General features: G+C 40.5%; 23 protein-coding genes and 1 tRNA gene. 10 read left to right on the top strand and 14 right to left on the bottom strand.

Annotated elements, in window-relative coordinates; all coding sequences use genetic code 11:
* Positions 1-14: 14 nt before the first annotated feature.
* Positions 15-2,105 (bottom strand): hypothetical protein, encoded by a 2,091-nt coding sequence (locus AAFN85_RS09620; RefSeq protein WP_347526956.1) that lies wholly within the window; start codon positions 2,103-2,105, stop codon positions 15-17.
* A 155-nt stretch (positions 2,106-2,260) separates the two neighbouring features.
* On the opposite strand from AAFN85_RS09620, the gene AAFN85_RS09615 reads away from it, so the two are divergent.
* Both AAFN85_RS09615 and AAFN85_RS09610 read left to right on the top strand, forming a co-directional pair.
* On the top strand, positions 2,261-2,662 hold the full coding sequence (locus AAFN85_RS09615) for a hypothetical protein (protein WP_347526954.1): 402 nt from the start codon (positions 2,261-2,263) through the stop codon (positions 2,660-2,662).
* Positions 2,663-2,787: 125 nt separating this feature from the next.
* Positions 2,788-3,294 carry a DUF3347 domain-containing protein gene (locus tag AAFN85_RS09610; protein WP_347526953.1) on the top strand — a complete coding sequence of 169 codons (507 nt, stop codon included), beginning with the start codon at positions 2,788-2,790 and terminating at the stop codon, positions 3,292-3,294.
* Positions 3,295-3,373: 79 nt separating this feature from the next.
* On the opposite strand, the gene AAFN85_RS09605 is transcribed toward AAFN85_RS09610, so the two are convergent.
* Positions 3,374-4,165, bottom strand: a complete 792-nt coding sequence (locus AAFN85_RS09605) for a (Fe-S)-binding protein (protein ID WP_347526951.1) — start codon at positions 4,163-4,165, stop codon at positions 3,374-3,376.
* A 72-nt stretch (positions 4,166-4,237) separates the two neighbouring features.
* Complete coding sequence (locus tag AAFN85_RS09600; protein WP_347526950.1) at positions 4,238-5,536, bottom strand: (Fe-S)-binding protein; 1,299 nt, start codon at positions 5,534-5,536, stop codon at positions 4,238-4,240.
* Between the two features lie 206 nt (positions 5,537-5,742).
* Between AAFN85_RS09600 and AAFN85_RS09595 the strand changes: the two genes are divergently transcribed.
* Positions 5,743-5,815 (top strand) — tRNA-Phe (locus tag AAFN85_RS09595).
* Positions 5,816-6,290: 475 nt separating this feature from the next.
* Here the strand turns inward: AAFN85_RS09595 and AAFN85_RS09590 are convergent.
* Positions 6,291-7,136, bottom strand: coding sequence for a hypothetical protein (locus AAFN85_RS09590; protein WP_347526949.1), 846 nt, complete (start codon positions 7,134-7,136; stop codon positions 6,291-6,293).
* Positions 7,136-7,801: a hypothetical protein gene (locus tag AAFN85_RS09585; RefSeq protein ID WP_347526948.1), complete on the bottom strand. Its 666-nt coding sequence runs from the start codon at positions 7,799-7,801 to the stop codon at positions 7,136-7,138. Before AAFN85_RS09585 ends, AAFN85_RS09590 begins: the two co-directional genes overlap by 1 nt.
* A 295-nt stretch (positions 7,802-8,096) precedes the next feature.
* Between AAFN85_RS09585 and AAFN85_RS09580 the strand changes: the two genes are divergently transcribed.
* Positions 8,097-8,240, top strand: coding sequence for a hypothetical protein (locus tag AAFN85_RS09580; protein ID WP_347526947.1), 144 nt, complete (start codon positions 8,097-8,099; stop codon positions 8,238-8,240).
* Positions 8,241-8,604: 364 nt separating this feature from the next.
* Here the strand turns inward: AAFN85_RS09580 and AAFN85_RS09575 are convergent, their stop codons facing one another.
* The 7 genes from AAFN85_RS09575 to AAFN85_RS09545 form a co-directional block, all read right to left on the bottom strand.
* Complete coding sequence (locus AAFN85_RS09575; protein ID WP_347526946.1) at positions 8,605-10,794, bottom strand: peptidase domain-containing ABC transporter; 2,190 nt, start codon at positions 10,792-10,794, stop codon at positions 8,605-8,607.
* Positions 10,795-10,800: 6 nt separating this feature from the next.
* Positions 10,801-11,856, bottom strand: coding sequence for a hypothetical protein (locus tag AAFN85_RS09570; protein WP_347526945.1), 1,056 nt, complete (start codon positions 11,854-11,856; stop codon positions 10,801-10,803).
* A complete protein-coding gene (locus AAFN85_RS09565; RefSeq protein ID WP_347526944.1) occupies positions 11,837-13,027 on the bottom strand; it encodes a radical SAM protein in 1,191 nt (396 codons plus the stop codon). Before AAFN85_RS09565 ends, AAFN85_RS09570 begins: the two co-directional genes overlap by 20 nt.
* 223 nt (positions 13,028-13,250) lie before the next feature.
* The gene (locus AAFN85_RS09560) at positions 13,251-13,460 is read right to left on the bottom strand and encodes a hypothetical protein (protein WP_347526943.1); all 210 of its coding nucleotides are present in this window, start codon (positions 13,458-13,460) and stop codon (positions 13,251-13,253) included.
* Positions 13,461-13,636: 176 nt separating this feature from the next.
* Entirely contained in the window at positions 13,637-13,846 is a 210-nt protein-coding gene (locus tag AAFN85_RS09555; protein WP_347526942.1) for a hypothetical protein, read from the bottom strand.
* A gap of 107 nt (positions 13,847-13,953) precedes the next feature.
* Entirely contained in the window at positions 13,954-16,401 is a 2,448-nt protein-coding gene (locus AAFN85_RS09550) for a TonB-dependent receptor (protein WP_347526941.1), read from the bottom strand.
* Positions 16,402-16,865: 464 nt separating this feature from the next.
* Positions 16,866-17,183: a DUF6249 domain-containing protein gene (locus AAFN85_RS09545; protein ID WP_347526940.1), complete on the bottom strand. Its 318-nt coding sequence runs from the start codon at positions 17,181-17,183 to the stop codon at positions 16,866-16,868.
* Between the two features lie 150 nt (positions 17,184-17,333).
* Between AAFN85_RS09545 and AAFN85_RS09540 the strand changes: the two genes are divergently transcribed.
* Both AAFN85_RS09540 and AAFN85_RS09535 read left to right on the top strand, forming a co-directional pair.
* Positions 17,334-17,873, top strand: a complete 540-nt coding sequence (locus AAFN85_RS09540) for a sigma-70 family RNA polymerase sigma factor (RefSeq protein WP_347526939.1) — start codon at positions 17,334-17,336, stop codon at positions 17,871-17,873.
* 3 nt (positions 17,874-17,876) lie between these two features.
* On the top strand, positions 17,877-18,293 hold the full coding sequence (locus AAFN85_RS09535) for a hypothetical protein (RefSeq protein WP_347526938.1): 417 nt from the start codon (positions 17,877-17,879) through the stop codon (positions 18,291-18,293).
* Positions 18,294-18,792: 499 nt separating this feature from the next.
* On the opposite strand, the gene AAFN85_RS09530 is transcribed toward AAFN85_RS09535, so the two are convergent.
* Positions 18,793-19,275, bottom strand: a complete 483-nt coding sequence (locus AAFN85_RS09530) for a hypothetical protein (protein ID WP_347526936.1) — start codon at positions 19,273-19,275, stop codon at positions 18,793-18,795.
* Positions 19,276-19,321: 46 nt separating this feature from the next.
* Between AAFN85_RS09530 and AAFN85_RS09525 the strand changes: the two genes are divergently transcribed.
* On the top strand, positions 19,322-19,807 hold the full coding sequence (locus AAFN85_RS09525; RefSeq protein ID WP_347526935.1) for an ABC transporter ATPase: 486 nt from the start codon (positions 19,322-19,324) through the stop codon (positions 19,805-19,807).
* Between the two features lie 168 nt (positions 19,808-19,975).
* Positions 19,976-20,392 (top strand): hypothetical protein, encoded by a 417-nt coding sequence (locus AAFN85_RS09520; RefSeq protein WP_347526934.1) that lies wholly within the window; start codon positions 19,976-19,978, stop codon positions 20,390-20,392.
* A gap of 90 nt (positions 20,393-20,482) precedes the next feature.
* Here AAFN85_RS09520 and AAFN85_RS09515 read toward each other — a convergent pair whose 3' ends face one another.
* Positions 20,483-20,617, bottom strand: coding sequence for a hypothetical protein (locus tag AAFN85_RS09515; protein WP_347526932.1), 135 nt, complete (start codon positions 20,615-20,617; stop codon positions 20,483-20,485).
* A 324-nt stretch (positions 20,618-20,941) separates the two neighbouring features.
* On the opposite strand from AAFN85_RS09515, the gene AAFN85_RS09510 reads away from it, so the two are divergent.
* Positions 20,942-21,343, top strand: coding sequence for a hypothetical protein (locus AAFN85_RS09510; protein ID WP_347526931.1), 402 nt, complete (start codon positions 20,942-20,944; stop codon positions 21,341-21,343).
* A gap of 135 nt (positions 21,344-21,478) precedes the next feature.
* Entirely contained in the window at positions 21,479-22,681 is a 1,203-nt protein-coding gene (locus AAFN85_RS09505) for a DUF3472 domain-containing protein (protein ID WP_347526930.1), read from the top strand.
* Positions 22,682-22,683 lie beyond the last annotated feature (2 nt).

Genomic DNA, 22,683 nt, shown 5'->3' with positions numbered 1-22,683 from the left:
GATTGATTTTGCCCTTACCCAATACTTATCAGCGCGCATCCTCTTTTAAGAGGCACATTTAACTTTAAGGTTTTAGCATTTGCTGTGTTTTTGAGGGATCGCCATTTAGTTTCTCCGGGATACAATACCCTAATTTTGATGCTTTTTGCACCTAATTCAGATGAGGGCAGTTTAATGTTCACCGATGCAGTCTTTGCGCTTCCACCCAGCACTACCGGAATAATTATTTTTCCATTTACTTTAAAAGCGTTAGCCTTAGCGGTTCCGTTGGTTATCTGTACTACATGTGGGGCAAGCAACCACTCACGGCCTTTTATTGCTGATAGCATGGGACCGTAATCAAGGTAATATTTCTCGGCCCAGGCATCGGGTTGTATGGTATGGTCATTGCCGGGGTAGGGGGCCGTAAGGAAAGCGCCGAGGTATAAATGCCTTTGGAAATAAGCATCTGGATGGGGCGTCAGGTTTTCTTTAGATGCGGTCCATGCTATGATGGGTTTAAAAAATGCCATTTGGGCGCATAGGTTCAGGCTGGATGCCATGTAGCCAAATTCATCGTAAATGCCGTCGATGTGTGCCATCAGATCTATCCGCCTATCCAGCGGGTTGCAAAAAATAACTTTATGGGCGTTGTGCATGATCTGGCTTAGCGGATGCATCAGGTTTTTCCAGGATAATAGAAGGGATTGGGTTTTCTGCCGGTCAACCATGCTGGTCTGGTCGTCGCCATTACTATTGTAAAATCGCATCCAGTCGAGCCTGTCGATACATATACCCGAAGACGCCGGGATATTCTGTATATGCAACCTGGCCTGGTTCAGTAAAAAGGATTTATAGGTAGAATCGGCCGGATCAAGCACGATACAATCTTCCCAGTTTGAAAACACCGGGCGATCATCCCAATCGGGAAGCAGGCCTGCTGGTTTTAAAAAGGCTTTTTTTAGCCTGGTGTAAACAAAATTGTTTGGGTTTTTCCAGAGTGAATCATCGGTAACTGGTGTGGTTTTATAGGGGTAAACTATGCCGTTGCCAAACTCATTCACATTAAAATAACTAATAGTGTGAAACCCGAGTTGGTTTAAATGTTCGGAGTATTTGTTCAGTCCGTTTATAGTTGCGTAGCCATCACCTACCTGAACGCCCCGCTGTTTATATTTCAGCCATTTCTCATCGTTGTTTTTTACCGGGGGAATGAACATGCCCATGTAAGGAAAATCCAGCGATGCCTTCCAATTAAGGCTGAAAGCCATTTTACGATATTTGGCTGTATCTAATTCGCCCTCGTACGATGAATAGGCGGCACAACCGGCAATGGTGTTTACCAATGATTCTTCAGGGAAAAAGTAAGCTTTATAGTTTTTTGCCATCCAGGCTATGCCATCGCGCCAGTCGGCCTGGTGCAAGACTATCTGATGCAGGATGTGAATGCTGTATTTAGAGTTAATGCGATGGTTAAGGTGGCGGTATGCTATTTTTCCGTCGGCTGTGGTGTACATTTCCAGATCGAGAATGGTATCATTTAACGATTGCAGGAAGCTAAGCCCAATATTATCATTATTAAAAAAAGTACTGGCAATAGGTATCACAAACGCGTTGCGCGAAAGGTGCGTTTCGCCACCGTAAGTTAATGACAGGCTCCGAAAATGAGCTGGTGTAAATGGATCATGCCAAGCATCTGTTTTAACGTCGGGTTGGTTATCGGCCCAGGTAGTCCAAAATAAGGCCGAATCCTGGTGCAGCCATTGTAATGAAGTTTCGATAGGGGTATTCCAGCTGTTGGTGTCTTTCGCCGTGATCTCGATATCCCATTGCAGTCCGTATATTGTTCTCTTTACTGTATTGGTCAGATCACATTCGTTGTTAAAATATTTGATGTGTTTTTTTACAACCATGCCGGTACTATCGGCAGATATCAATTGAGTATTTGAGCTTTGATATGTGGAGGGCATAACTGCATCCAGTATAAACGCCTTTTCGCCATCGGGACTTTTAAAGCTGCTTTTTATTTGCCCGTTTTCAAACTTTAACTGTATGGGTTTTATCTGACCGAAAGCTACTGCGGGGAAAAGAGATACAAGCAGCAATAACAAATTTTTGGGGGCCATGGCATCTGCATATTGAGTTTGTAATATAAGATATTTTCGGTACAGCGAAATGCTAACAGATACAGAGGTTGATTCACTTTAAAATGATTCTCTTTAAATTGTAAAAGGAGCAAAAAAATATACCGGGAGCGTTTATTAAAACCCATATTTGTGTAGTGGCCAAAAAACTGTTTATAACCTTTTTAACCGTATTGTACCTCGGCGTTTCGTCGGGGGCTACGCTGCATTATCAGTACTGCATGGGCAGGTTGGTAAGGGTTGTACTTTGGCACAGCGATACAGACCCAAAATGCCGTACCTGCGGTATGCGCAAGGAAATGAAAGCTGCAAAAAAATGCTGTACAGATCAGCACCAGCAGCTCAAATCAGAAAAAAGCGTTCCGGTAACTTACAGTCACATTAGTTTGGGCTTAAGCGCTGCATTATTGCCTGTTGCATTGTTTCCGTTAATGGCTAACAGCCAGTTTTCACTGGCAATCAGTTACCCGGTAAACCATGCACCGCCTCCACAGGCACGCATTCCGGTATTTTTGCGCAACTGTACTTTTCGTATTTGATCTTAGTTTCATTTGCTTCGCCCTGAAGTAAGGATAACGCTATTCGTTATCAATTAATTCCAAAACTTCTTTATCAACTGTTGCTGCTTAGGCGGTAACGCGTAATTATTTTTTAATTCAAGATCATGAAAAAACTTCAAATTTTTATTTGCGCTATTATCGCGCTATTTTATGTTACATCGGTTAACGCACAAGATAATTCATCAAACCAGGCCGTGCTAAACGCCTATTACGGCGTAAAAAACGCGCTCATTAGCGGTGATGCCAGCGCAACCAATGTTAAAGCAAAGGCATTGCTTGCAGCAATCAGTTCATTTCCAGCCGGGAAACTTTCGGCCAACGATAAAACCACCTGGTCAAAATATGCAGATAAGCTAAAGTTTGATGCCCGCCATATTTCAGAAAGCAATGATATAGAACATCAGCGCGAGCATTTTGCCAGCCTTTCAGAAAATATGTTCGGGGCAGCAAAAGCAATTAAACTGAATACGGCTACCCTATACCGCGATTATTGCCCAATGAAAAAATTATATTGGCTTAGCGAAACTGAGGCTATCCAAAATCCATACTACGGCAATCAAATGTTGACCTGTGGTGCGGTGAAAGAAACCCTGCCTGCATCGGCCAAATAACATAAAGGGCCGCGGTAGAAACGCGGCCCTTTATGTTATTTAAAATTGAAGTCTGAAATTCTTATTTCGGATAGTATTTTTATAACCCGTTAGCTTTAACAGTGATCTCGGCAATATCCAGCACCTGTATCTCCTGCTGCTTATCCTGGTGTTTTACGCCATCTGTAAGCATGGTCATGCAAAACGGACAGGCCGCGGCAACAACTTGTGCATTAGCTTCGATAACATCGGCAATGCGCTCCATATTGATATCCGTTTTACCCGGCTCCGGTTCTTTAAACATCTGCGCGCCGCCGGCACCACAACATAATCCGTTTGATTTGCAGCGTTTCATTTCAACCAGTTCGGTATCCAGTATCTCTAAAGCAGCGCGTGGGGCTTCGTAAACATCATTCCCTCTGCCTAAATAACATGGGTCATGATAAGTGATCCGTTTGCCTTTAAAGCTTTCTCCGCCTTCGGCTTTAAGCTTACCATCGTTTATCAGCTGCTGAATAAGTTGTGTATGATGGATCACCTCATAATTGCCGCCTAAGCCAGGATACTCGTTTTTTATGGTATTAAAGCAATGCGGACAACCGGTAACTATTTTTTTGATGTTGTAACCATCCAAAAGCTGAATGTTCATCATGGCCTGCATCTGGAATAGAAATTCGTTACCGGCACGCTTTGCCGGATCGCCGGTACAACTCTCCTCAGTACCCAAAACTGCATAGCTAATGCCTACATGATGCAGTATCTTGCATATATCGCGGGTTATTTTGCGTGCACGATCGTCAAAGCTACCTGCGCATCCTACCCAAAATAAAATTTCGGGTTCTTTGCCCTCGGCAGCCATCTCGGCCATGGTAGGAATTTTTATTTTACTCATAAATTAAGTCATTGAGTCATTAGGTCATCGAGTCATTAACCCATCAAACAATGACTTAATGACTTAATGAATTTATTCTTCAGCCCAGTTAAACCTGTCGGCCTGGCTATATTTCCAGGGGGCACCGTTGTTCTCTACATTACCAAACATATTGTTAATACTTGCGGGAGCCTGCGATTCTTCCATCACGGCGTAACGTCGCAATTCGGTAATAATTTCGAGCGGGTTGATATTTACCGGGCAGGCATCCGTACAAGCGTTGCAGGTAGTGCAGGCCCAGATCTCTTCGCGGGTAATGTAATTATCAAGCAGGGCTTTATCGTCCTGGTAATCCTTTCCGTGTTTATCTATATTGTTCCCAACCTCGGTGATCCTGTCGCGGGTATCCATCATGATCTTGCGGGGGGAGAGTAATTTACCAGTGATATTTGCCGGACAGACCGAAGTACATCTGCCACACTCGGTACAGGTATAGGCCTCCATCAGGTTTTTCCAGGTAAGGTCGGTTACATCTTTCGCTCCAAACCTGCCAGGTTCGCCCGTTGTTTCCGGTACAAAAGATGGATCGAGCATAGCCTTAACCTCTGTAGTAACCGTTGCCATATTGGTAAACTTACCCTTAGGGTTTAAGTTGGAGTAGTAAGTGTTTGGAAAAGCCAGTAGGATATGAAAATGCTTGGAATAAGGCAGGTAATTTAAAAAGCACAAAATGCCTATGATGTGGAACCACCAGCAAGTCCGCTCAATAATTACCAATGCAGAAGCGCTATCTGGCAGCAGGGGAGTAAGTAATGAACTTACTGGAAAAGAGCCAGCTTTAACGTAATGTTCAAAATGCAGTAGTTGCAGTTTATAATCGGCAGCATTCATGGTAAGGAAGGCCGTCATGAGTAGGATCTCGGTAATGAGAATATAATTAGCATCAGATTTTGGCCATTGGGTCATCTCCGTGCCTGAAAAACGTTTAAGCTTTACAATATTGCGTCGGCATAGAAACACAATACAAGCTACAAGGACCAACACCGCAAGCCCTTCAAAGCCTCCTATTAACAAACCATATAAACTTCCCAGCGGATGCGAAAATATTCTGTGCGAACCGAAGATGCCATCTATCATAATCTCCAGCACCTCGAGGTTAATAATGATAAAACCCACATAAATGAAAAAATGCATAACCGCGGCAACCGGCCTTTTAGTCATTTTGGTTTGGCCAAGGGCTACTTTAGCCATCACTTTCCAGCGCAATGCAGGTTGGTCATTCCGATCTACCTCTCTGCCCAACAGTATGTTGCGCCTAATTTTAGCAACGTTTTTACTGAAAAGGTAAACCGCTGCACCAAGAATGGTGATGAATATAAGCTGTGCAATCATTATGCGTGCATAGTAATTTGTTCAAAGTTAAATGAATTGTTGAAAGCCCGAAATGTTTTGAGATCGAAAAAATATTTGAAAATTAATTGGCTGATTTCCTGTATAGTTATTTCAAAAACGGCGACTTATTCAATCTTTTTGCAAAAAAAATTTTCAAACTTAAAAAAAGACACTACATTTGCACTCCCCAATCACGGGAACGGTTTGGTACCATAGCTCAGATGGTAGAGCAAAGGACTGAAAATCCTTGTGTCACTGGTTCGATCCCAGTTGGTACCACAGAAACAGAAATCCTCTTAGTTAATTTTAAGGGGATTTTTTTATGTCTTAAAATGCCTCTCTGACCGCGGAGTGCGGGTTCTTAAATATTGTTAGCTAACTCTTGCCTATCTATCAACAGGCTCTGGTTTGACTTTGTAGTGCGCCATTTCCCTTTAGCGACGGTCTATTTGGCACACTTTTGGCGCGCTTTGAAATTGATTTTTTAGCAGCTGGCTCTTGTATCCTCCTTTCGAAATATGATTATGTGAATAAATGAATTACGGAACCCCTCTACGCTTATAGCAATCAAGTGCAAGATGGCAAACGAATAAATGGCCTGAGTGTTAGCTTGTGGTTTATGCAGGAAGCTCTTGCACGCTTCAGCAGCTATAAGCGTAACTTTGCAGAGTAATTCATTCCGTTCCTATCTATGCCTATAGCTAAACAGGAGAGTATTGCTTAACTGCCATATCATCTTTCATTTACTTTGCCATTATGTTTCTGATAACGGGAAATCTATTTCGAGTGCAGGTATAGCAATCAAGCAGTTTCCGACCCAACGCCCTATTTCTTCTAATTGATCGATGTTACGATATTTCTGCGTATGTGTCCGAGGAGATATTCCTTCAACTGGGACTGACATTGCGAAATGGTTGAAAGAACCATTTGATGGGATTATAGCTAACTGTATATTGCCACCAATTTCTTCGTACGAATTTTGTTTAATAACATCCCTTAGAACTTTTATAGGAGTTCGCCAGTAGTCGTGACTCTTGGAATTTGCCAGCATTGCGCATCGAGCAGCTATTTCACTGTTAACTTCAGACTTGTGACTACCGATTAAACTACAGTAAAGCTGGTCTTCGTAGCCGTACTTTATTTCTACTGTGTAGACCACTTCTGTCGTTTTGACTGCGCTAACTACGCCTATAAATGGAAGGTGAGTAATTGGGCAAAATCCCCATATGCTAATTTCTGCGTAACTCTGAACAGAAATAGTGTAAACCTTCAGAATATCCTTTGCCTTATTAACGATACTAATGTGATCTGGCAAATTAGGTGGGCCGCTACCCAAGTTGCTGAGTACGGAGCAAAGGGTTGCGTAGGTATTCAACCCAATCATAGAACTGCCAGCATAAGAGAAGCCTAAAGACGTTTTATAATATACGTTGCCGTAGGAACTACCGCCCAGCGTTCTGCATGATAACGGTAGTTCAAATACCTTTGAACCTTCAAGCATGATCGTCTCCTTACCATCCGAAATTTTCGTGTCCGCCGCCGTCCAAATAGATGGTGCAATCCCTGGTTCGAGATTTACCCAAGTGGCTACAAGTGTCATTACTTAACCTCCGCTAAAAAGTTCAACACCCCTTGATACATTAATTTGACTTCCGCTAATGTATAATCATTATAGTGTCCATGTGCTGCGCTATTTCTCGTCCCTAACCAGGCAGTCACCTGCTTTTGCTGTATAGGGCCATACGCACCAGCCTTTTTTAAATCGTCATTTATTGCTGCTGCTTTTTTTGCAACGCTATCGGTGCCTTTTAACACATGCGTATCTATGCTATGAGATTGGCATAATTGACGTAAGTGTTCTTCAAGTACAGAGCCTACCATAACTGCCGCGGCGTCTTTGTAACCTTCATCAAGTAGGTGTTCACTCATTTCCAAGAAGTCAGAGAAGACCTCTGCTGTAACCAATTGTTTAACTGTTGTTAACCAACCATTTTCTACTTCATGCTTAATTTGATTTAAAATATTTACGCCGCCTTCGATAGTGCCGATATAGGAATCTGTTATAGATCCTTTAAACATAGTGTAATACGAATGTGTTTCACCATATATCAACGAAATAAACGATAAAGAAGCCGCTTTAAATCCTAAGTAATCTCCATGATGTACGTAGTCGGAGCCGTAGTCTCCTCTAATCTTACGTGCAAGGCCTGTGTTTGCCAGGTTTATGAGGTGATCTACTTGTTTTAGGATATCTGGTGTCTTCATACGATAAATATATATAATCTTTATAAATCTGCGAACCGTCCTGCGAATAGAGGAGAGGATCTTTGTGGAGATAGAACGAAGTGCGGCCACAAAGAATGCTTCACACAAAAAACTGGCGTTGTGTTTGACTTCTAAGGGTTGTGCTTTGGTCTTTCAAATGCCATGACAGTTGTGAAGCCCTCGACGACGAAGCAGGTGAGCCTTACAATATGAGCGACTGGCTGAATTAATCTTGAACGTTGCAAGCTCACCTAGTTGCCAAACCAAGTGAAAGCGCAGCACAGGTGAAAGGTTGATGAAGACAGAGAAAGCTAATGTGATGAACGACTTTGCTGCTAACAACAAGCCTGACAGGCTGCTCAAGTGGTGGCCGGTGAAGATCTGCTTTGCGAGGGAGTGCGCATGTGTGCCGGGATGGCAAAGGGAAATCTCTACCTAAGAAGCAAGGTAAAGCAATGGAGTGAAATGTGTGCGATAGCACTCATTAAACGCAATGAAGCCTGGCGTGATTGTATGTGTAGCTTACAAGTGAAGAACACCGATCTTTCTGGAGTGTGGATGGCCTGTGCGCCCCGCCATAAGCAAAGCTACCCTAAGCAACCAAAGAGGGAAGGGTAGCGCAGGCTTGTGGTCTAAATTGATTATCGGTTATTACCAAAACTTCCACCATGCTTTTTGGGGATCTGGCTTCACTTCCTTTTGTTCTAACGGCTCCGGCTGCTGCACCAGGATAACAACTAAAGTATTAATATCATCACGCTTTAGCGGCGGATTTAAGCTTCTGCGAGGGTTGATAATTTCAACTAATTTCCAAGTTCCAGCTGATTCCTAACCAATTCGTAATAGTGACTTTGCATACCGGCAAGTGTTTCGTGATTACCAATTTCAACAATTTCGCCTCTATGCAATACAACAATCTGGTCGGCATTCTTTACTGTGCTAAGCCTGTGTGCCACAACAACTACAGTTTTCCCAACCAGGTAGCTGTTAAGATTAGCCATAATGTCTGATTCGTTCTTTGCATCGAGGGAGCTTGTTGCTTCATCAAAAAAGATAAATTCAGGATCCTTGTAAATGGCCCTGGCAATTAATATTCTTTGTTTCTGACCACCGCTCAGGTCACTTCCGCCGGTTCCAATCCGGGTATTGGCACCCAGTGGCAACTGGCTTACAAATTCGTCAAGGCAAGCCGTTTTTAAACAAAAATCCAACCTCACCGGGTCAGGCAAATCGTCTGAGAGGGATACATTCTCGGCAATTGTTCCATTAAAAATGTAGCCATCCTGCATTACAGTTCCGCACCTGTCGCGCCACCAGTCAGCATTTATATTCAACATATTGTTTGTATCAACAAAAATGCCGCCGATTTGCGGATTATAAAACTTTAACAATAATTTCAATAACGTGGTTTTCCCACTTCCACTGCTGCCCACAATAGCTGTAGTTTTACCCTGCGGAACATGTAAAGTGAGATCCCGCAATACATAAGGACTAAAGCTTCCTTCGTATTTAAAACTTACGTTATCTAAAAATATACCGTTTTTTATTTGTTCGGGAGGAATGATGTCATGTCCGGCACTTTCATTTTCTTTTTGGTGAACCTCATCTATCCGGTCAAAAGAAAGTTTGGCGTCCTGGCCAGATTGGACAAGATCCACAAGGGATTCCATGGGGCCTGACATCATGCCGGTGATATAACCAACACTCAGCATTTCGCCTATAGTGAATTTACCCTCTATTATCCAAAGCGCGCAAAAAAGTGTAATAATAATATTCTTTACCTGGGTGATCGCGTTAACGCCAATTGTTTGGTACAGGTTGAGATTCAGCGACCTGACCTTTAGCTTAAAATATTCCTTTTGAATCGCAGTCCACAGTTTTATCTTTTGCCGGTGAGAATTGTTTATTTTTATTTCCTTCATGCCCTGTATTATTTCAATAAGTGCATTCTTGTTGTCGGAAGCCAGCTTGAAGGTATAGTAGTCAATATTCTTTCTTTTACCAAGAAAAAGAAAGATCCATGCAAAAGAAAACAGGCTGAGGCCCAGGAAAACATAAAAGATATTTACATTATAGCTGGCCAGTAATACTGAGAAAACAACGATAAGAATCAGAGAAAACAAAGCCTGCGTAATTTTCTGCGACAAAAATGACTCTATTTTTTGCTGATCTTCTATCCTTTGCAATATATCTGTGTTTAGCCTTGTGTCAAAAAAACTGAGTGGAAGCCGCACCAGTTTATTGAGCAGGTTACTGATAATATTGATACTGATCTGCATGCTAAAGTTTACTCTAACCAGTCCCCTTACCCAATCAGATAGGATCTGCCCCAACATTATAGCCAGCTGAAAGAAGATTACCAGGTAAACTACTGATGTGTTTTTGTTGTTCACCCCCTTATCTATCAATCGTTGCATACTTAGCGGCAATAAATAAAGAAACAGCGCCCCGATGCCCAGCAAAATAAAGAGCCCGGCGAGCTTGGTATATTGCCCCTGAAGGTTATTTTTCAAAAAACGGAAACTTTTTTGCCAGTCATCACGCCTGGATTGTTCAGGCAACGTGCTGTCAAAAAAACTATCATTCGGAATAAGGCGTAACGCCACTCCCATTGGTTGCTTATCTTTCCACAAGGCCTCAAATTCTACACTGGAAAGCCTTAATTTCCCGAAGCCCGGATCCGAGATATAATAAAATCCAGTATTGGATATTTTATAAAGTACCACAAAATGATCGCTGTTCCAGTGAAGGATACATGGCAACAGGATGTTTTTCTTTAAACCATCCAGCGAAACTTTGGCGGCTACAGCTTCAAAATCCAGAACTCTTGCAGCGCTTAAAATGTCGCCCAAGGTAATTCCAGACCTCGTTACCGGGCAAATCGTGCGCAGGTATTCCATATTGCAGTCTTTGCCGTAATATTTAAGAATTATTCTTAAACATGTAGGCCCGCAATCAGTAAAATTTAGTTGTGAATAGTGTGGAAACCTCATTTTTAGCTACGCAACCTCTTTTATTTGCCTTGTTATTACCGAGCTTGATTCAGGATTAAGTTCGGCTGAATAGTTTAAGAACGCCTGATAATTTTGATGAGTATGTACCTCTGTTTCAAAATGCATAAACAGGTGCTCCAATTCTGAAAAAATAGCGTGCTGAACGCTGTTGTTAGCATTTAACACAGCATTAAAATTATTTATAACGCCTGTTATAAATGCCTCTGGTTTATGATTGTATAATTCGCTCAGTACAGATAATGCCTGCTGGTTATCGCCTTGTTCAGGCTCATCTATCAACTGTTGGGCCAACCCAGTTACCAGTTGCTGCTTATATTGGTTCAGGCTGAAATCATTCCCGGATTCGTTGGGTATATCGCTGAGGTAACGGAGAATATTATTAAGAATATGATCCTGCATCATGTGCCTGGTATCGCTGGAAAGGAGCAAATAGCCCTGTTCAACATCAGGGTTACTTCTATATCTTCCAGTTAGGGAATGAACAATAAGCGATACAGACTCCGCTAACGAGGTAGTAAAATCCTTCTTTTTATAATATACCCTAACTTTATTTAACCATTGTTCCTGGATACAGGCATAGAACATCGGAAAAGATTTACCCTGCTCTTCGGCCTTTTCAATCGCGCCTGACAATTCCGCTATGGCCTGCTGATGGTTTCCCTTCACATAGGAATTATAGGCAACAACAGCCATAAAAAGAGAATCCATACCGGCCCGCACAGCCGGGTTGTAATCCGCATTAAGATTGATGATGTTATTGATGATATACTCGCCCGAGTGGAACTCCCGGCGCTTTAAGCACTGAAGGCTTTCCTCAAATTTCAAAAAGTTATAGAACATTGTTAAAATTTCATTTTTGCTCAGTTTTGCTTCAAAGGCTCTTTCAAGATCGTGGAAAATATGCCTTGGGCTGTAATTGTTAGCCGGCTTAACATGATTTTCCAACATACCGAATTTATCAAGCAACAAATCCAACCGGGCCTTTATCAGTTCCGGCTCTTCATATTTGGTGGTATTTATATTAAGCTTTGATTGTTTCATATTGTTTAAGTTTACTCATAAACAGGCGGTCGTCGATATTGAACTTAAATGATGGGCACGCAGGGCTGTTATTGTACCATTCTTTCGGACATGATCCCCCGCATACCGGCAAAAATTTGCAGCTTTTGCACCAGGTGTCATTGGTAGGGATTTCATCGTACCAATTCCGCATCGCCGCATCTGAAGTATCTATCAGCGGATTTTCTACCATATTTCCCGAGATAAAAGGTGTGTTTTCAAAAGCAGGCGTAAGCGGTACTTCCCAACAGGTAGAAACATTGCCAAAAGCATCGAAAACTTCTGATGTTTCGCTTACCACCATGCAGGTATATGTTTTTCTGGGCGGGATAAGGTTATTGACATTAAAACCGTCTTTCATCAATTCCAGGAAAACATCAATTTCAAACTGTGCAAAATCTTCTTTGCTGATCCCATTGATCTTTGTTGCATTATTATCACCCCAATCATGGATAGGCGATATATAAAAATCAATTTTGGAAAGAATACCTTCTGTACGCAAAAGGTTGATCAGCTCAAATACATTTTCCTTATTCTCGGCATCAACATTACATCTCATGGCAATTCTGGCACCTGAGGTTTGGTAAAATTCAGAGTTTACTATATTAAGGATATTTTTAAATATAATATCGAACGATGCCGTTCCGCTTTTCAGCATCCTGCGTTTATCATGAAATTCTGCAGTGCCGTCAACCGTGATCTGGTAATGCATAATTTTATATTCTGAAACAAAAACCTTGAAAAGTTCCTCTTTCAAAATGAGGCCATTTGTAATAATATTGGCGTTATACTGCAGATTGTGATCACTGGCCAGCTTTAACAATTTTTTAGAATTGTACTCTATACTACTGAGACCGGTAAGCGGCTCCCCTCCGTACCAGGTAACACTCAAGGCCTTCACAGCTGGTGACCGCTCTTCCACCTTAGATTTAATCCTGTCATACATGATGTCAGCGATATCTCTTTTCATAACTTTTTTGGTGTGTACCTGGCCGCAATAGTGACAGCCTAACTGGCAATTACTTGACGGCTGTATGGTAAAACCGAGCGTATTCTCATCTTTGGTTTTGGCTTTGTTGAAACTAAGAACCGATAACAGTTCATTTTCTGTTTCGGGTACAAGTATCTCGAGGTTGATCAACATTTTCAACATTTGCGTAGATAGCTTGTCAAACTCCCCGCTCTTCAGAATCTGAACATCAGTATTCAGAATTTCGACGAGGGCCCCAGACCGCGTACCATACAAGAGCGAATGCATAGGCAATATATCCTCATCTGTACAAAAATGAGTATACTGTGATAGTTTTAGATTCATAAAAAAAGAATAAAAAGTTTAAAGCCAGAAGATCTGATCTTCTGGCTTGCTTTGCTTTACACTAAAAATTAAGCGTGCAATCATTCTGACCGCAATCCACGGATTTAATACCGCAAGAGTTTTGATCACATTTAGATGGCGCGGAGTTACCACCCTGCAGATGGCTCAGTTTCTCTTCGTTTAATACAACCATTTCTTCAGAATTGTTAAGATTCTGCTCAAGGTTGTTTTTCTTCTCAAGCATTAGCGATTTTAGTTTGGCGCTTTTCATGTTAATTAATGTATTTTTTTGTTTTTCATGCATAGCTACACCCTGTATGCATTCAGGCCTGGTTACTTCTGCAGAAAGCACCTACATATATACATTCGAATGATATATTCTATTTTGTTCGGTTGATCTCATTGCGATTTTCGGTATCTCTTTTCTGCATACTTCTTAATTTTACACTAAAAATTAAGCGTGCAATCGTTCTGACCACAATCTGCGTGTTTAAGGCCGCAAGAATTTTGATCACATTTAGATGGCGCGGAGTTACCACCCTGCAGATGGCTTAGTTTCTCTTCATTCAATACAACCATTTCTTCAGAATTGTTAAGATCCTGCTCAAGGTTGTTTTTCTTCTCAAGCATTAGCGATTTTAGTTTGGCGCTTTTCATGTTAATTAATGTATTTTTTTGTTTTTCATGCATAGCTACATCCCGTATGCATTCAGGCCCGGTTGCTTCTGCAGAAAGCACCTATATATACATTCGAATGGTATATTCTATTTTGTTCGGTTGATCTCATTGCTGTTTTCGGTATCCCTTTTTTTCATGCTTTTTAATTTGCCGTTACCAAACCTTTTCACAATGGAGATACGTACTGATCGGCTGTCATTAAATGTTTTTAAGCTTGAGCGATAATTATATCCGTCAATATTGAATGTTTTTAATTTTTGGGTATTCAGCAGATCTGCCCCATATAAAGAAATTACCATAGCCTGGGCCGGAAATTTTCTGCTAAGCCCGATATTCAGATCGCCGTAAGCGCTCACTTTGGTATTGGCATACTTTTGAGCCGTATAATAATTACTATTTACAGAAAGATCGAGTTTTGATTTAAATATGCCGGGGAACGTTTGGTTGAGGTTGCCGCTATAAAAGTAATTATGTGTTTTTCCGGTAAACACGGTGGTAGCTACATTCTGATACTGATAACTAAATGTATTAGTCAAATTAAATATCCATACATTTTTAATAACGGTTTGATTAATAACGTTTGTAAGGTGAAGGTTATCTGAATTACCGTAATTAAACCTTTCAAGAAAAATTGTATCGGGCCGGTGAACATTTGGTAACTGGCCAATAAGATGACTGCTGTGGTTATAACCTAAAACAAACGTATAGTTATCATGATATATATAGCTTAACTCGGCAAGTAGTGTATTGGAGGGCCTCAACGCCGGGTTACCGCTTACAAAATATTTATCCCCAAGTACATAAGTAAATGGATTAAGCTGGCTGTACCCTGGTCGGTTGATATCGCTTTTTACCGCGAAAGAGAAAGCATGGTTTTCGCCCGGTTTAAAGTCAACATAAACAGAGGGGAAGAAATTCAGGTAGTTTTGCCGGTAATTGCCACCTGTAGAAAAACTACTGTTATCAAGGCGCGTGTTTTCAACCCGGAGGCCAGCCATTGCGCTCCATTTTTTACCAAATGAGCTTTGGAGTAGTGCGTAGCCCGCAATGATTTTTTCACGGTAAATAAACCTGTCAGAATAAAGCGGATTGGCTACCCAATTATTTTCAACAAATGATTTGTAGCTATAATCGTTATTACTATTAGTGCCTGAAAATCTTAATCCAGCTTCAAAATCCATCTTTTTCAGCACTTTTTTATCATAGTCGGCCTGCACTCCATAATTTTTAATAAGCTGCGTGCTTCCATTTTGTATGCCGCTGTAAACAACATCCAAGCTGTCCTGATCATAAGCTAAAAATGTTGAATGATTATCTGATTTGTAATAAAGATAATCTGCGTTAATAGTCAGTTTGCTACTATTCTTTTTATCTATAAACTCATAATAAATATTATTATTGAGCAGGTTGCGCGACTCTTGAAAAGGTGATTCACTCTGTAGCGTTTGTAAATCATCGCCTGTTTTGAAAATCTGGTCAATCGCGGTATTAAACCTGTTTACATGAGTATTTCTATAGTCGCTTTGAAAAGATATCCTTGCACTGGCGGTCAAATCATAATCTAATTCGGCTGTGAGGCCCAGGTTGCGTTGCGGTTTTGTATCAAGTTGTGTAACTAATTTTTCATCTTCAGCCGGTTCCAGATAATGAATTGAATTATCGGTACTTACATGAAGATTGGTTGAAGCTGCGTTAACAGTTACTAAAGCATTTAACTTTTTCTTTTTATAAGTTAATTGTGCCGACGCATTCTGAGAATTATAGGTAGCCTGCTGATCGGAGAGTGTTGCCACAACGTTAAAACCCTCCAGCTGGTTCTTTTTCATTACAATATTAATTATCCCACCTGAGTTACCCGCCTGATATTTACCTGAGGGGATGGTTATAATCTCCACTTTTTCAATATTGTCGGCAGGAGTTGTTTTCAGATACTGATAAAGATCATTACCCGAAAGGTTAACTTTACGCTCATTGATATAAACGGTTACCCCTTGTATCCCGGATATTGAAAGATTCCCCCCATTATCTGCGTTTATCATTGGTGTGCCTTTTAATACAGACCATGAATCATTCCCTGTTGTGATCCCGGTTTGTTGCACGTCAAAAACAAAGCGATCGAGTTTTTTCTCAAATGTTGGCTTCCTGTACTTTACTGTCACCTCTTTCAGGGTGTTAACAACTGGCACAAGCTTAATAAGTAAAGGTTCGGGATGTGCGGCACTCTGCGAGTTAACCTGCAGCGTTGTATCCCGAAAAAAGAGATGATGTATCCTGATGTAGTATCTCCCGTGTTGCAATTTAGTAAACTGAAAACTACCGTTTACGTTTGTTGTGGTTGATTGCAATACGGCCATACCGCTTTCCCGCAAGAGTGTAACGGATATTGAATCCAATGTATGCTGTTGATTATCCGTAACAATACCTGTTATTTGTTGTGCTTTGCTGTTCAGAAAAAACGTAATGGCCAGCATAGTTAGGATTGTTTTGATAAGGTATTGAAAGGTCAAGGTTGTAGATGTGTTATTTAAAGACATAAGGTTTATAGGTATTTTTCATTGTTTAATATTATTAAAAGACCAGGGCCATCCATTTCCTAATAATTAAGATACGTAGAGCATGGCCATATCAGCTAAAAATGAAATAATACCTAACCAGAAAACAAAAGGACGTATTTTATGTAATCATAGCATATAGTATTGAGAAATAGATTGATATTGAAATTATGTTTCGTTAAGACAAAATTATTATAATATTCCACAAGTCAAAATTTAATTTATAGTTTTAACAAAATTTAACCATTGATAAAATATATTTCACAAAAAGCATCAATATGACTATTCAAAATACTTTTCAATGAAATATTATAAAAATGTGTACAAAGAAATAATACAAAATGAGAGGAAAAGCATGACAGGCTTTATAGCACAGATGCTGTTATTGCCAGGAGTGGACGTGCAGTGACAAGATTGGCCAGAATCGATCTATCAGGAGGGGATTATTAGTCGGCCTCCTGCGAACTTTTGTTTCGTCCGGTGATCATATAATAGGTAAATAATCCAGCGGCAATGAATAAAGCGATTATACCGTAGGGCGCGGTTGAATTGAGCGTAAAAGAAAAACATTCAAGCACCAGCAAACCTGCACCTGCAAAAGCCAGGACCAATGCCCATTTAAGTGACTTGAATTTTGAATCTACAGAAACCTGGCTCAATGCTTTTAACAGATCAATATCAGTTAAGCCGCGGTTAATTAGTTTAGATTTTAGCCGGTAGTTTAAGATCGCTCCGAAAATATAACCAATTGTAAAAAAAATCACAATGATTAAAGTTGCTAAGGTTGAATTTTTGTCCATGTCAATTGTTTTTACACATTTGACATTTATGGAAAAAGAAAAGTTGCAAAAATTTTAAATAAATAATTACTTACCAACGCAACATTGAAAACGTTTTTTTTGTCTAACAGCCAAATGCTGGCCGAAAAAGATCTGATAATCCGAATACATGATGGAGACCTGGGCGCTTTCAGACAACTTGTATCTGAGCACGAAAAGCTGGTGTTATATATGATCTCCAAGATTTTAAAAAATGAAGATGATATAAAAGACGTAAGCCAGGATGTGTTTATAAAAGTTTACAAAAATCTAAAAAAGTTTAACTTCGAATCCAAGCTTTCCACTTGGATTGCGCAAATCGCATATACTACTGCTTTAAATTTCTACAAAAAACAGAAAAAAAACCAAACTGAGATTCTTACCGAGGATATAAAACCTTTCACCAATATTACACCCGAAGCTATTTCTATCAAAAAAAGCGATAGTGAGTTTCTTCAGGCTCAAATAGATCAGTTGCCTGTAATATATAAAACCGTTTTAACGCTATTTCATATTAATGAATGCTCTTATCAGGAGATAGAAGAAATCACAAGGCTTCCTGCCGGAACAATAAAGAGCCATTTATTCAGAGCACGAAAAATTTTAAAGGAAAGATTGGAAAAATATTTATCATAAATTATGAAAGAATTAAATGACGAAGATATTCAGCGATTGCTGGAGCAGGGAGAAACCGCCGACGATTCCAGAGATTCAGATTTATACAAGATCATTTTTCGGGAACTTAAGGTTAAGCCATCTATACCGGCTGTTGACCTTGGCACAGAAGTGATTGCCGTAATTCAACGTAAAAAAGATCGTCTATCAGCAATTAAAACGCTGGTTGCCTATTGTGTTATGGGCTTGGCAGGAATTGTTTTTACCCTTATTGCGTTGCTCATATTCGGAAACAACTTGTTTGACGGGATAATGCCTTTAAATCAAATATTGAATTCCGGGCTTTTCATTTTAGCTATGACATTATTCGCACTATTTGCAGATCGTTACGTTTTATCAATACACAATCATCTGTTTAACAAAAGGGATCAGCTTGCCTGATAAGTAGTGGTCGGGAGTTTTGAAGTACAACCGCGTACTTCAAAACAGTTAACAGCAACAGCCTATTTCTGATCGGTTTGTTATCTCCGTAATTGTATCGTGTAAACCTGTGAAATGTTTCAAACATAAAAAAGCCTCACATTTCTGTGAGGCTTTTTGCTCCCCTAACTGGGTTCGAACCAGTAGACAATTTATTGGAGTATTAAATTTAAGAAATCAAATTTCATTATATTGGATTATCGGTTTGGAGAGACCGTGCTTTGTTTTCCCAATGTTTTACAGTAAGAGAAGTAAATTTCTAACGAATTGAATTTCAACAACATAAAAACATTGTCGAAAGGGCTGAAAATCCTTGTGTCACTGGGTCGATCCCAGTTGGTACCACAGATAAAAAGGTTATTTTCGATAAGAAAATGGCCTTTTTTGTTATGTCAAAATATTTTTCACGTCCTTCCCCAGCCGTGATTGATCATTCGATTCTGCTGCAAATCAGGTCAACCTATAAACTTTTCATCTTAAAATAATTAAGCGCGCTTTTCAGGCTGTCAAATTTAGCCGGGGTCATGTTATGCATGGGTAGGTCGAGCGTGGTTGCCATCGAGTCGAGGTTTCCTGCCGGATCTTCATAGGTTTGCACAATAATATCGTCGGTTTGAGTGTTTAATCTGAGTGTGCCAATCGTATCGGTGGCGAGGTAATCAACGTTGTTTAGCCGGTGTAAATTAAACGAATAATATTCCTGCTTACCCTGTTGATAAGTTTTTCGAAGGCGCAGAAAATAGTCGTTAGTAAGGCCGATCTCCCACTTTTTAAGGTTTGGTTCTGCTACAGGATTAAAACTCGTGCTGAGGCATTTATTGCTCCAGCTTAACCATTCCTGTTCGCTCATTTCGGCTTTAAAACCGTAATTTAGCGCACTAAAGGCTAAAATTGATGTAATGAGCATGGTTTTCCCGATAGCCGGAATAATTGATGTTTTCATGACAACATAGATGTAACCCGAAATTAATAAATTGATATTTTTGGAAATGAATTTTTCTCCACAGTCAAGAGTTTGGATCTATCAGGCAGACAGGAAATTAACTGATGCCGAGGTAGCCACGATACAACCCGAGTTGGATAAGTTTACCGCCGGATGGACAGCCCATAACAACCAGTTGAAAGCCAAAGGCGAGATAAGGTATAACCGATTTTTTGTTTTGATAGTTGACGAAAGCCAAGCCGGTGCAAGCGGATGCTCGATAGATAAATCGGTGCATTTTATGCAGCAGGTACAGCAGCACCTGGGGGTAAATTTGTTCGATAGGTTTAACCTGGCCTACCGCGATGGGGAAGAGGTTTTATCATTACCCCGCCATGGTTTTGAGGATAAATTGAAAGATGGCAGCATCAACAAAGAAACCATTGTGTATAACAACCTGGTGCAAAACTTAACCGAGCTGGAAACAAAATGGGAAGTGCCGTTTAAAGATAGCTGGCATATTCAATTGTTCCGCGATTTGGTTAATGCTTGATAAGTTCTACACAAATCCCCCCCCCAAAAAAAAAAAATCGTCATTGCGAGGTACGAAGCAATCGCACATAGGCAGGTTCGCCCGGTATAGTTCGCGATTGCTTCGTACCTCGCAATGACGTTTTTTTTTGATGATATTTATTTAAATTTATACCAGTAAACCTAATTGATGATGAACTGGAAACTGGTTATCCAACTCTCGTTTTTTGGCCTTATCATGGCCTTTGGTACAGTATCACTTATCCCCGAAAAAACCGAATGGATATTTTGGCTGGTGATCTTCGCTTTTTGTGCCGTGGTGATAGCCCGGTCTGCCGGAGGAAAGTATTTTTTACACGGCTTTACGCTTAGCATTTTTAATAGCATCTGGATCACTGCTGTGCACGTGATCTTTTTTACCAGCTATTTTAGTCACCACCCCGATATGGCACCCGCCAATATGGGTTTACCTGTTTATTTTGCAAGTCACCCGCGTTTGGCGATGGTTTTATTGGCGTTGCCTTTTGGTATTGTGTTCGGCGTTTTTCAAGGACTATTCGCCTTTATAGCCTCGAAGTTGGTTAAGCCGCAAACACGGAGGCGCTAATGGGCAAAGGTGCTGAATGTGGTTAGCACAAGCTCCTTTGCTTTTATGCGTGTAGCGGGCCTTATGGAAGCGGGTGGGCTTGTTAGCCTGCTATTTCTTTTTTGTCGGCGCGGCAATGGGTTTTACAACGTCTTTTTTTCCTGATTGATAATCCGACGGGGCTTTTTTACTTCCCTCTGCGGCTGGTTTCTTCTTTTCTTTTGTGGCATGTTTTTCTTTGCTCATGATTTTTAAATTAGCGTTTGATAGAATTAGCGGTCACTGTTATTTGCAGTAACCATAAATAGTGATGATGGGAGATTGCGGGAGAGGATTTGCCTTGCCCGGCTAAAGGAGTAAAAAGATAGCTCAATTTTAAAACATACAGATCTGTACGTATTATTGGGCCTTTAGTTAAAGGTACGTGTTTTAAGTCGTAAATAGCAGGTAACGCAATTTTTATATTATATGTTCAATTAAATATGCGTGTGCCGATGCAAATTATTAACTTTGACACAATTTTTGATACGAACAATTTATTACAGGCACTTAATAACAATAAGCTAAAACATGAAAGGCTTCATTTCAACCAAAACTTACGGATTTTTAAACTACGTTGTAGCCCTTGCAATGATCTCATCATTATGGACATTTGATACCCTGCATGTAGGTGGCGCGGCTTTGTTCCTGCCTTTACTTATCGGTTGGTTGCAATTGATCATGGCTATTTTCGCTAAAAACGAAATGGGCTTTATTAAACAATTCCCAATGGTAATGCACAACTTTGGTGATGTAATTATGGGTTCATTTTTGTTTTGCTCGCCATGGGTTTATGGTTTTCATGATAAATTGGTTGCCCCGCAATTAATTTTCGGTGCTTACCTTTTAATTGTAGGTTGCTTTACCAAAGGTTCGCCTTTCATCAACCCACAGGTTGAACAAGATCATGATGTAAGCTACAACGCAGAGTAATCGCGTTTTGCTGATAAGATATAAAAGCCGTTTCATAAGTTATTATGAAGCGGTTTTTTTGTTTTAGAAGGTATTGTATTTGCTGATGTAGGTAATGTGTTGATTGTAATTGTATTTTCATTACCCTATTTTTAGATGATGAAAAAAACTGCTTTATCAAAATTAACCTTCGCAATATTTGCTATTACTGCTTTTTCGATGAAGACGGCTCATGTCAAATTAAAGGATATCACAACTTCGGTAAATAATAACCTACCCCAGACCGAAAACGCCGCACCGTCCGAGCATATATTTTTTGATTTTCCTTCGGATGCTATTGCCAAGATACATAAGATCAAGATTGTCGCTTCGGCAGATGCCGAGTATTTTTCGGCCCATAACTTTAGGGGCGGATATAATGGATTGCAGCAAACCCCAGATACTCAATTTAGTACATCCAATATATTGATAGCATCTTTATGGGATCCAAATACTGCAGGCAAGGTATTTTCAAAAATAGCTTATAAAGGCGCAAATACTTTTACCGATAGATTTGGTGGTGAGGGTGATGGTTATAAATCCATCAACCCTTATAAATGGCAGTTGAATACATGGTATAACATCGCTACCCGTTCATGGAAGTACAACGGTGAATTTTATGTAGCTACTTTTATTCAAAATACCAATACCGGCGTATGGTTTCACACCTCCACGCTGGCCGAACCAGACAGACCCGGTTACCTTGGCCAGGGGAATGATGCTTTTTTAGAAAACTGGGATGGTACAGATGAAAGGTGGGATGGCCGCTTTGTGCGTAAAGCGTTTTTTAAAGATTGCTGGAACCTTAATGCTGATAATGTTTGGCAAAAGCACACCAAGCGTAGGTTTAATGCCAACGAAAATGATAAAGTAAGAAACGGTAAGTACGACCGGGCATTTAATTCGGGATATGACGCTGCCGAAGATGCTTATTTTATGCAGCATGGCGGGGATACCCAACCTGATAAGGCTTTCGGCGCAGGTCGCGGCATTAGTTTGCCGGAACAAGCACATCAAAACGCTTTGCCTCAGCTTACTGTAGGTGCCATATCCAGCATTGCTGTTATGTGTGGTACCCAGGATATCAAAGTAAGCTGGACAACCGATGCTACAAAAACTCCGCAGCTATCATCCAAAATAGAAATATTAAATGCATCCGGAAAAGTGCTGCAAACAGTAAATGAGGTTTTGCCCGAAAAAAGATCGGCAGTTATAAAAATGTTACCGCCGGCCGGTAACTATGCGGCACGCGTTACAATAACCGACATTTTTAACCATGTGGGTAAGTCTGTTAAAAAGGGTTTTGTGACTGTGCGATAGCC

It is taken from the genome of Mucilaginibacter sp. CAU 1740 (assembly GCF_039839285.1).
Lineage (GTDB): Bacteria > Bacteroidota > Bacteroidia > Sphingobacteriales > Sphingobacteriaceae > Mucilaginibacter.
Note: the sequence above shows the minus strand (reverse complement) of the source record. Positions and strands in the feature narration are given on the sequence as shown.